The sequence below is a fragment of the Streptomyces glomeratus genome (assembly GCF_021462825.1).
In the GTDB taxonomy this organism is placed as follows: Bacteria; Actinomycetota; Actinomycetes; order Streptomycetales; family Streptomycetaceae; genus Streptomyces; species Streptomyces glomeratus.
This window is the reverse complement of sequence record NZ_JAKEEB010000019.1, coordinates 116,838-127,361: the sequence shown is the minus strand read 5'-3', so window position 1 is coordinate 127,361 and position 10,524 is coordinate 116,838. Positions and strand designations below refer to the sequence as shown.

The following is a 10,524-nucleotide window of genomic DNA, read 5'->3' as shown; positions in this document are numbered from 1 at the left end:
CCATGCCCTTTCACACCCCCGTGAGAACTGATGTCAATAAGAGAGCCACAGGACGCACCTAAACACGATCGGCCGCGACCCGCCAGGGGGTCGCGGCCGATCACGCTCCGACCTGCACAAACGCTGTTCTGTTTGTGAGCTGCTCCACTCCGGACAAGATCATCCGGCTCGTGTCACCGGGACGGCTGCACCGCCACTGTCAGTACGCTGCCGTTCTTCGTCTGCCGCAGCAGCCTGATCTTCGTGTGGGTGTCCGGCACCTTCACGCTCGCGTACGGAGTCGCGGAGTAGTAGTAGGTGCCCTTGTGGTCGTCGAAGACCGGGACGCCCCGCTGGCTCTTGATCTTGGTGGCCACACCGTTGTTGTGCAGCGTGAGCGCGTCCGTGGACTCCAGGGTGAACGGGGAGTCGTAGCCCTGCATGCGCGTGCGCAGGTAGGTGCCGTCCGTCCACTTCAGCGGCTTGGCGTGGGCGTCGACGGGCAGGATGAGGCCCTGTCCCGGGTGCTCGCTGACGTTGTTGTCCGCCTGCGAGGTGTCCCAGTACCAGACCAGCAGACCGTTCTGGTACGGGTAGTGCTCCACCCAGTTCGGCTTGGTGTTCTGGAAGCCGAAGTTGTACGGGCCGGTCTTCAGGGTCGTGTCGTACGACACGTACTGGCGGTTCTCGGCGATGTAGTACTGCGCGTAGTCGCCGCTGTAGGACGCGCCCTTGACCGAGAAGCCGTTCACCGCCCAGTCGCCGGTGCCGTTCTCGGCGCCGTCGGTGAAGAGGGAGGAGCCGTCGGCGGTGATGGCGATGTCGTCCGCCGCGAAGCCCTTCTTGGCCACACCGGTGTCGGTGGTGTAGCGGAAGCGCAGCTTGATCTTCTTTCCGGCGTAGGCGTCCAGCGGGTAGACCAGGTCGCCGTACTTGTCGAGGGTGCCGGTCAGCGCGGGCTGGTCGCTGGCGTCACGCGGGATCGCGGCACCGTTCACCGTGCCGTCCACCGGCTTCCAGGTGGCGCCGCCGTCGGCGGAGACCTCCGTGTACAGGAAGTCGTAGTTCTGCTCGATGTCGTAGTAGCCCTTGAGGGACAGCGTGGCCGACGACTTGCCGGTGAGGTCGACGTCGCGGGTCAGCGTGTTGTTGAGCCCGTTGCCGCTGCCGCTCCACCACTGGTACGAGCCGCTCGCCGGGGGGATCAGATCCCTGGTGACGGTCTTCTTCGGCAGCGCGACGACCAGCGCCTGCGGGTCCTTGGTGTTGTACTCCGTGTACCCGATCTTCGTCACCGACGTGGTGCGGGAGGTGACGGTCCGGTAGTTCAGCCAGCCCAGCTGGAGCTTGTCCCAGGCCGTGAAGTCGCCGGGGGTGTCGCCGATGCTGTTCTTGCCGGTGCCGAGCCAGGAGCCGGAGGACATCAGGTCCCAGAACCCGGTGGAGTTGTCGGCGTTGCCGGTGGTGTCGTAGTTGTCGGGCAGGCCCAGGTCGTGGCCGTACTCGTGGGCGAAGACACCGAGTCCGCCGTTCTCCGGCTGGATGGTGTAGTCGCCGACCCAGATGCCGGTGTCACCGATCTGCGTGCCGCCGAGCTTGTTGCCGTCGGGGCCGGTCTTGCCGGAGTCGGTGCCGTAGGCGTACCAGCGGTGGGCCCAGATGGCGTCCTCGCCCTGCGCGCCGCCGCCCGCCGACTCGTCCTCGCCGGCGTGCACGATCTGGAAGTGGTCGATGTAGCCGTCGGGCTCGTTGAAGTTGCCGTCGCCGTCGTAGTCGTAGCGGTCCCACTTGTCGTACTGGGCGATCTTGGCCTTGATCTGCGCGTCGGTGTCCCCGGCGGCCTTGCGCTGGGCGACCCACTTGGCGAGGGCGTCGCTGACCAGGTTCCACACGCAGGTGCCACACTTGTTGCTGCCGTACCGGGCCTCGTTGTAGTCGACCTTGACCCAGTCCTGGACCTGGCCGTCGACCGAGTAGCGGCCGGAGGACGCCTTCTCGTAGAACTGCTTCAGGGACTTCTTCTTCGGGTCCGTGGAGAAGTAGAGGTCCTGGTAGTGCTGCCGGTTGTAGTCCGACTGCCACTCGGTGCTGTTGTCCGTGGCGCGGTTCGGAGCGGCTATCTGGTTGTGCTTCGGGCCGGCGGTGCCGCCGTACTCCGGTGCCGTCTTCGTGCCGAACTCCGCGAGGATGGTGAAGATCTTGTCCGTCCGCTCGCGCGCGAGTTCCACGTACTTGCCGCTGCTGAGCTTCACCACCTTGGAGGCGCCACGGTCGGCGACCGTCGCCTTTCCGGATATGACCCGGTTGAGCGCTTCTTCGTGCTGAGCCTCCTGGGTCTTGCTCAGCGGTCCGTCGAAGTTGTGCTCCCTGGTCGCGACCGGCTGCGGGTCGTGCCGGTTGACGTGGGCCGCGGGGGCGTTGCCGCTGCCCTGGGCTATGGCGGACGTCGAGAAAGTGGCGGTGGCCGCCGCGAACGCGACGGCGGTCGCGGCTGCTCTGAACGTCCAGGGTCTGCTGGTCACTTGAAGTCCTCCCCGACGCGTCCGTGCGCGCGGAAGGGGGTCCTGGTCGCAGGGAGAGTCCGCGCGCGGGGTACGCGTGTGTCAAGTGACGACATTTGACCGGAGGTTTAAGAGAAAAGACAGATCTTGACTTGGACAGGTCAAAGCATTAAGAGGACAAGATGTTCGGCATGCGAACCTCATGTGAACCGACGGCGCACGGCACGCGGCACACGGAGGGCTTGCAGACGGCATAGTCACCCGTCAACCGGCGCGCGCGTCCGTCCAGTTGGTGGACTGCATGACTCCGTGCGCCCCCAATGCATCGGCACCGTGGGTTAGGTCACGCTTACCGGCCGTTCCCCTCGGGCATGCAGGCGAATAGAGTCGATAGGCGGAACGTCGGAACGACGACGGATTGCCCTGTCGACACCGTTGTCAGGCCACGATTCTTAGCTACGCCCCAAGTGCCCCACAGTCGTCCGCAGTTGTCCGCATCCTCCCCCATCGCGAGAGGCACGGGGGGAGACCCCACCCCGAGGAATCGCCATGCCTCGTCCGAACGCCGCACAGCTCGCCTACGGTTCCTGCACCGTGATCTTCTCGACCCTCGCCATGCTGTTGCTGTCCGAGACGAGTTCGGGCCTGGGGATCACCGTGATCGCCCTCGCGGCGCTCGCCCTCGGGCTTCTGGTCGCCGTGACGGTTCCCCTGCCCAGGTCCGCTTCGTCCGGCGCGCGGTCGACCGGCCGGCCGGCCGGCCAGGACGGACGCCCGACGGCATCCGTCGCCTCCGCCGCGCCCGCCGAGTCCGTGCACGAGCCGGCCAACCGCTGAGCCGGGCGTCCCACCCCCTGGTCCCCGGACCACCCCTGCTCCCCGCACCGGTCACACCGTGCTGACCTCCACGGTCCTGGCCGCCTTGTCGTGCAGCCCCTGCTTGTAGGGCCGGTCGAAGAAGCTCCAGCCGCCGCAGATGGCGGTCCAGATGCAGGCACAGCAGAACGCGAACGGCAGCCACAGCACGGCCGCGCGGATCAGCGCGCTCTGCACGGAGGGGGTGGAACCGTCCGCGAGGTTGGCCACCCGCATGTTCAGCAGCATCTTGCCGATCGTCTGGCCCGACCGGGAGATCATCACGGTGTCGTACGCGATGTAGAGCACGGCGGCGATCACGGACTGGCCGACGGACTTGCCGTACTCGATCCTGCCCGCCTCCACGTTGTACTCGGTGGTGCGGAACACCCAGGACAGCAGCCAGACCACCACCCCCACGATGATCATGTCGATGATCCGGGCGAGTACACGTTTGCCGCTGTCGGCCAGCGGGGGCATTCCGGCCAGGGGATCCGTGTCGCCGTAGGGACCGTAGGGTCCGTACGGGCCTCCGCCGCCGTAGGGGCCTCCCTCGCCGTACGGGCCGCCGCCGGGGGGCGGGGGTGTGCCGTAGGGGCCCCCACCGGGCGGGGGCGCTCCAGGGGGAGGCTCGCCGGGCGGGGGCTCGCCGCCGTGCGGGGGACCGCCGCCCGGAGGGGGTTCACTGCCGTACGGGGGCTGGTCGCCGTACGGGGGCTGGTCCCCGTGGTGCGGGCCCCCGTGGGGTGCGGAACCGCCGCCCTCGGACGACGGGGGCTGCTTCTTCCTGAACGGGTCGTCCTCCGGGTAGTCCCCGGAGCCGGGGGGCGGCGGTTCGGTGCTCATGGCCCGAGTCGACCGCGAACCCCTCGGCTCCGCATCCGTAGAGGTCCGTCCGGGTCAGCCCGCCACGAACGTGTGCGCCGCCTTGTCGTGCCAGCACTGGCGCCAGGGACGGTCGAACAGGCACCACAGGATCCCGACGACACCGACGCCAAGCAGGCCCGGAACGCTGTAGACGAGCCAGCGCCGCAGGGCCGGGCCGAAGGCCGGCGGCTCATGGCCCTCGATGTCCCGCACCTCCAGACCGCACAGCTTCTTGCCGAGCGTGCGGCCCCACCGGACGGTGGGCAGCACCTCGTAGAGCACGCCGAAACCGAGGAGCACGGCGAGAACGATCGCGAGATAGACCGAGGTCGTGCCGTCGAGCAGCCAGACCGTGACGGTCCGCCCGGACAGCCGGGCCGCGTCGATCTTGCCGTTGATGTGGTCGATCGCCTTGCCCGCCAGCGGTACCGCGGCCACGCCGGTGACCGCCCCCACGATCAAAGTGTCCAGCAGCCGGGCCGCCAGCCGCTTGCCGAGACCGGCGGGCCGGGCCGCCGCCTGTTCCCGGACGGCCGCCAGGAACGGGTCCTCCACCGGCGGCTTCCAGGGCGCGGGCGGCCGGTCACCGTCGGCGCCCGCGCTCGCGAGCTGGTGGACCTGCTGCGCCCACGAGGGCTGGCCGCCGCCGGCACCCGTGGTCATGGGCGTGGCGGGGCCCGTGGGCGACGGCGCGCCCGGTCCCGTGGCCGAGGGCGCGGCAGGCCCCGTGGACTGCTGTGGCAGGCTCGCCGCGGGCCGCTGCGCGAGCGAACCGGCCGGCTGCTGCGGCAGGCTCGCGGCCGGCTGCTGCACGGATGCCCCCGCCGCGGGTGCCGTCGGTGCCGCGGCCTGCGGCGCCTGGGCGCTCGGCGTATGTGCGGCGGGCTGCCCCGCGCCGGAATCGGCCGCCCCCGCGCTGTCGCCCTGCTCCCCCGTGCGCGGGGAGAGCGCACGGAACGCCATGGTGCTCTCGGAGGGCGCGGCGTCCGCGCCCGGGCGGGATCCCGTCGCGGCGGGCGGGAATGTCGCGGTGCCGTCGGTGCTGGTCGCCCTGCCGTCGGGCGTGCCCGCGAGCGGGATCCGCGGGTCGGCGGTGCCGGAGCCGCCCCAGGCCACCCGGCGGTCCTGGTCGCCACCGAACCCGGACTGCCGGGACCGTTCGGCGCCCCAGGCCGAGGCCGGCTCCGGACGGCTGCCGTGCTGGTCCCCGGCCGGGTTGGCCGGGCCGGGGCCGTCGACCGGGTCCTCGTCGAAGAAGTGCGGGCCCGTCTCCTCCACGGAGGGCCCAGCGGGGTCCGTGGAGGACGGCGGGGCCGGCGGGGTGCCGTCGGTGGGCGCCGGCCTGCTGGTTCCGGGCACCCAGGCGACCCCGTTCCAGTACCGGACGTATCCGGGAATGGACGGATCCGGGTAGTACCCTTCGCGGGGCCTGTCGTCACCGGGTGCCGGGGTGGGGGCGCTCATGTCCGTCGTCCCGTATCTGCTCGGGGGGTCGTGTGGGCATCCACATCTATCAGAAGCGGGCAGGGGGCACGGCCGCTCCGCCCGTACCCACCCCTTTCCGGGCGACAGCGCGCACTCCCTTCACACACCCGAGGCAAACCCGAAAGATAGTTCTCGGAAACGCGCGTTCGCGCCCGCGGGCTCCCCTGAGAATCCTCAGAAGACCTTGCCCGGGTTCAAGATACCGAGAGGGTCGAAGACCTGTTTGATCGCCCGGTGCGTCTCCACGCCCACCGGACCGATCTCGCGCGCCAGCCACTCCTTCTTCAGCACGCCCACCCCGTGCTCGCCGGTGATCGTGCCGCCGAGTTCCAGGCCCAGCTGCATGATCTCGTCGAAGGACTCACGGGCGCGCCGCGACTCGTCGGGGTCCTGGGCGTCGAAGCAGACGGTCGGGTGCGTGTTGCCGTCGCCCGCATGCGCGCAGACGCCTATCGTCAGGCCGTACTTCCCGGCGATCCGCTCGACCCCTTCGAGCATGTCGCCGAGCCGGGAGCGGGGCACACACACGTCGTCGATCATCGTCGTGCCCTTGACGGCCTCCAGCGCGGTGAGCGACAACCGGCGGGCCTTCAGCAGGAGTTCGGACTCGGCCGCGTCGTCGGCCGGGACGACCTGGGTGGCGCCCGCGGCCTCGCACAGCGCGCCGACCGCGGCGAGGTCGGCGGCCGGGTCCGGGGTGTCGAAGGCGGCGAGGAGCAGCGCCTCGGTGGTCTCCGGCAGGCCCATGTGCGCGAGGTCGTTGACGGCCTTGACGGTCGTACGGTCCATCAGTTCCAGCAGGGAGGGCACGTGTCCGCCCGCCATGATGCGGCATACGGCGTCGCAGGCCGCGGCCGCGGAGGCGAACTCGGCGGCCAGCACCAGCTGTTGTGGGGGCTTGGGCCGGAGCGCGAGGATCGCGCGGACGACGACGCCGAGCGAGCCCTCGGAGCCGACGAAGAGCCGGGTGAGGTCGTATCCGGCGACACCCTTGGCGGTGCGGCGGCCGGTGGACAGCAGGCGCCCGTCGGCGAGGACGACGTCGAGGCCGAGGATGTACTCGGCGGTGACCCCGTACTTGACGCAGCACAGGCCGCCGGAGGCCGTGCCGATGTTGCCGCCGATCGTGCACATCTCCCAGCTGGAGGGGTCCGGCGGGTAGAAGAGGCCGTGTTCGCCCACCGCCCGGGAGAGGGTGGCGTTGACGACGCCGGGCTCGACAACGGCGATGCGGTCGACCGGACTGATCTCCAGGATCCGGTCCATCTTCGTGAGCGAGAGCACGATGCAGCCGTCGGAGGCGTTCGCCCCGCCCGACAGACCGGTGCGGGCGCCCTGCGGGACGACCGGGACCCGAAGTTCGGTGGCGGTCCGCATGACGTGCTGGACCTGCTCGACGGTGCGCGGCAGCACGACCACGGCCGGGATGCCGGCCGCGCAGAAGCTCGCCATGTCGTTCGCGTACGAGGCCGTGACGTCGGGGTCGGCCAGGACGGCCTCGGCGGGCAGACCCTCCCGGAGGCGGTCGAGGAGGTTGCCGGTGACTTCGTCGCGCGGGGCTTCGATACGGCTCATGATCACAGCGTGGCACCCGGGCGGGGCGGTGGGAACCCCCGTCCGTGGGAGCACCGGCACCTCTCCCCGCTGCCGGCGCCTGCGGCGAGGCGGGCTCCTGCCGGTGGACGCGGGACGGGACCGCCGCGGTGCGCGGTTGCGCACCGCGGCGGCGGGTCACAGGTTTCCGCGCTTGGCCTGCTCGCGCTCGATCGCCTCGAACAGCGCCTTGAAGTTGCCCTTGCCGAAGCCCATGGAGCCGTGCCGCTCGATGATCTCGAAGAAGACCGTCGGGCGGTCCTGGACCGGCTTGGTGAAGATCTGCAGCAGATAGCCGTCCTCGTCGCGGTCGGCGAGGATCTTCAGCTCGCGCAGGGTCTCCACGGGGACGCGGGTGTCGCCGACCCACTCGCCGAGGGTGTCGTAGTACGAGTCCGGGGTGTCGAGGAACTGCACGCCGGCCGCGCGCATCGTGCGTACCGTGCGCACGATGTCGTTGGTGTTGAGCGCGATGTGCTGGACGCCGGGGCCGCCGTAGAACTCCAGGTACTCGTCGATCTGGGACTTCTTCTTGGCGATGGCGGGCTCGTTGATCGGGAACTTGACCTTGAGCGTCCCGTCGGCGACGACCTTGGACATCAGCGCGCTGTACTCCGTCGCGATGTCGTCGCCCACGAACTCCTTCATGTTCGTGAAGCCCATGACCTTGTTGTAGAAGCCGACCCACTCGTCCATATGGCCGAGTTCGACGTTGCCGACGCAGTGGTCGATCGCCTGGAAGGTGCGCTGCGCGGGCGGCTCGACCATGGGGTCGGCGGCGACGTAGCCGGGGAGGTAGGGGCCGTCGTAGCCGGTGCGTTCGACCAGGGTGTGGCGGGTCTCGCCGTAGGTGGCGATCGCCGCCAGGACGACGACGCCGTGCTCGTCCTTCAGCTCGTAGGGCTCGGCGACCGGGCGGGCGCCGTGCTCGATCGCGTACGCGTACGCCGCGCGCGCGTCCGGGACCTCGATGGCGAGGTCGACCACACCGTCGCCGTGCTCGGCCACGTGCCGGGCGAGGAAGGCGCCCCAGTCGGTGGCGGGCTTGACGACCGAGGTGAGGACGAAACGGGCGGAGCCATTCTCCAGGACGTACGAGGCGGTCTCCCGGCTGCCGGTCTCCGGTCCGGAGTACGCCACGAGCCGCATCCCGAAGGCGGTGGAGTAGTAGTGCGCGGCCTGCTTGGCGTTGCCCACGGCGAAGACGACCGCGTCCATTCCCTTGACCGGGAAGGGGTCTGCCTCGCGCGCGGTGTCAGGAGTGTGGTGTGTGGTCTGCGTCATGTCGGCAGCCTCACCCGTCTCCGCAAGGTGCGCAATAGTTTGTGTATCGGCTGGGCAATCTGCCCAGTAAGACGCCCGGCTCGCCGGGCGTTCTGTACAGGATGACCATCTGGGAGTGCGGTATGGCGATCGATCATCTGGACGCCCGGCTCATCGTGCTGCTGGCGCGCGAGCCGCGCATCGGGGTGCTGGAGATGTCCCGGCGGCTCGGGGTGGCCCGCGGCACCGCCCAGGCTCGCCTGGACCGCCTCCAGGCGCACGGGGTGATCCGCGGCTTCGGGCCGCAGGTGGATCCGGCCGCGCTCGGCTACCCCGTCACGGCGTTCGCCACGCTCCAGATCCGCCAGGGCCAGGGCCCGGACGTGCGGGCCCATCTTGCGACCGTGCCCGAGGTCCTGGAACTGCACACCACCACCGGCAGCGGGGACATGCTGTGCCGTCTGGTGGCCCGCTCCAACGCCGACCTCCAGCGGGTGATCGACCGGGTGGTCGGTTTCGAGGGCATCGTCCGGGCCTCGACGGCGATCGTCATGGAGAACCCGGTTCCGCTGCGGATCATCCCGCTGGTGGAACAGGCGGCGCAGGACCAGGAGCGGGTCTAGGCGCACCGAACCGCGGGGGGTTCCAGCGGGTCCCCCAGGGCGGCCCGTTCAGGAGCCACGGCGGACCGGAGCCGCCTTGGCGCGCAGCACGGGGTCCTTGCGTAGTCGTACGAAGGTGACGATCAGGGTCAGGGCCTGCAGCAGGGCGCACGCTCCCAGGGCGTCGGTGAGATACGGCGGCGGGGTGAGGGCGAGCACGACGCCGGCCACGGGGAAGGGCAGCAGCAGGAGCAGGATGGTCAGGGAGAGGGTCGTACCGAAGGCCGCGGGCGGGATGATCAGCGAGCGCAGGGTGCGCAGAACGACGGTGAGCCCGCCGTCGGCGGCCATGAACAGGGCCACGAGGGCCGTGTAGCCGGCGTAGGAGGGGGCCGCGGGCACGGCGAGGCAGGCGGCGGTCGCGATCGTTCCGCTGATGACGCCGACTCCCCACAGGCCCAGCCGGTTGAGCGCGAACCGGCAGCAGGTGACGGCGACCAGGGTGGTGGCGGCGGCGACCGACCAGAGCGTGCCGACGGCGGCCGGGGACCGGCCGAAGCGGCCCTCCACGAGGACGGGGCTGGCCGACTGGAGCAGGCCGAGCGCGAGGTTGGAGCAGGCCAGCCCGGCGACGAGCCGCCGCAGGGACGGCAGTGAACGCAGGGTCTCCCAGCCCTCCCGCATGCCTCCGCCGGTTCCCTGTCCGCCCGGGCGCCCGGCGCGCAGCGGAGTGGGCGGGGTCTGCAGGGCGAGCCCGGCCGACAGGAAGGACAGCACGCTCAGGCACGCGAGCATACGGGTCGGTCCGGTCAGGAGCAGGACGCCGCCCAGGGCCGGGCCGACGAGGGTGGCCGTCTGGTCGATGCCGATCAGCACCGACTGCACCTTGTGGGACTGCCCTTCGGTCCGGCGGCTGACGATGGCGCCGACCGCCTCGTTGGCGATGAAGCTGAACTGGGTGAGGGCACCGGTCACCGCGGCCAGCGCCATGACGGCGACGGTCTCGGCCGTCCCCCCGGGCAGTACGGCCAGCACCACACCGGCGCCCGCCACCACCAGGGCCCGGACCAGCGAGGCGATGAAGCACACGATGGCCGCTCCGCTGCGGTCCACCAGGTCACCGGCGAAGCTGAACGCGGCCACCCTGGGTACCCACTCCAGCGCGAAGGCCAGGCCCGTCAGGGACGCGGAGCCGGTGGTCGCCAGCACCACGAGGGGCATGGCATAGGTCGCCATGGAGTAGGCGAGTGCGTCGCAGGCGCGCGGTGCGTACACCCGCCGGAACAGACTGCCCGTGGGCACTGCCGCATGCCGACCGGCCGGTCGGGCCTCGTAGAGGGAGACGGTCACGAACTGGGGGGCTTTCGGTGAGCGGGGGC

8 protein-coding genes are annotated in these 10,524 nt (G+C 70.5%); 2 read left to right on the top strand and 6 right to left on the bottom strand.

Features of this window, described 5'->3' with window-relative positions; genetic code table 11:
* Positions 1 to 173 precede the first annotated feature (173 nt).
* A complete protein-coding gene (locus LZ604_RS22150) occupies positions 174 to 2,501 on the bottom strand; it encodes an immune inhibitor A domain-containing protein (RefSeq protein WP_234517166.1) in 2,328 nt (775 codons plus the stop codon).
* Between the two features lie 528 nt (positions 2,502 to 3,029).
* On the opposite strand from LZ604_RS22150, the gene LZ604_RS22145 reads away from it, so the two are divergent.
* Positions 3,030 to 3,317 (top strand): hypothetical protein, encoded by a 288-nt coding sequence (locus tag LZ604_RS22145; RefSeq protein WP_234517165.1) that lies wholly within the window; start codon positions 3,030 to 3,032, stop codon positions 3,315 to 3,317.
* 51 nt (positions 3,318 to 3,368) lie between these two features.
* On the opposite strand, the gene LZ604_RS22140 is transcribed toward LZ604_RS22145, so the two are convergent.
* The 4 genes from LZ604_RS22140 to hppD form a co-directional block, all read right to left on the bottom strand.
* Positions 3,369 to 4,181, bottom strand: coding sequence for an RDD family protein (locus LZ604_RS22140; protein ID WP_234517164.1), 813 nt, complete (start codon positions 4,179 to 4,181; stop codon positions 3,369 to 3,371).
* 54 nt (positions 4,182 to 4,235) lie between these two features.
* Entirely contained in the window at positions 4,236 to 5,666 is a 1,431-nt protein-coding gene (locus LZ604_RS22135) for an RDD family protein (RefSeq protein ID WP_234517163.1), read from the bottom strand.
* A 195-nt stretch (positions 5,667 to 5,861) separates the two neighbouring features.
* Positions 5,862 to 7,268: an FAD-binding oxidoreductase gene (locus LZ604_RS22130; protein ID WP_234517162.1), complete on the bottom strand. Its 1,407-nt coding sequence runs from the start codon at positions 7,266 to 7,268 to the stop codon at positions 5,862 to 5,864.
* Between the two features lie 150 nt (positions 7,269 to 7,418).
* A complete protein-coding gene (hppD, locus tag LZ604_RS22125; protein WP_234517161.1) occupies positions 7,419 to 8,564 on the bottom strand; it encodes a 4-hydroxyphenylpyruvate dioxygenase in 1,146 nt (381 codons plus the stop codon).
* 122 nt (positions 8,565 to 8,686) lie between these two features.
* Here hppD and LZ604_RS22120 point away from each other — a divergent pair, with 122 nt between their 5' ends.
* Complete coding sequence (locus LZ604_RS22120; protein ID WP_234517178.1) at positions 8,687 to 9,166, top strand: Lrp/AsnC family transcriptional regulator; 480 nt, start codon at positions 8,687 to 8,689, stop codon at positions 9,164 to 9,166.
* 48 nt (positions 9,167 to 9,214) lie between these two features.
* On the opposite strand, the gene LZ604_RS22115 is transcribed toward LZ604_RS22120, so the two are convergent.
* Positions 9,215 to 10,495 carry an MFS transporter gene (locus LZ604_RS22115; RefSeq protein ID WP_234517160.1) on the bottom strand — a complete coding sequence of 427 codons (1,281 nt, stop codon included), beginning with the start codon at positions 10,493 to 10,495 and terminating at the stop codon, positions 9,215 to 9,217.
* Positions 10,496 to 10,524: the final 29 nt, after the last annotated feature.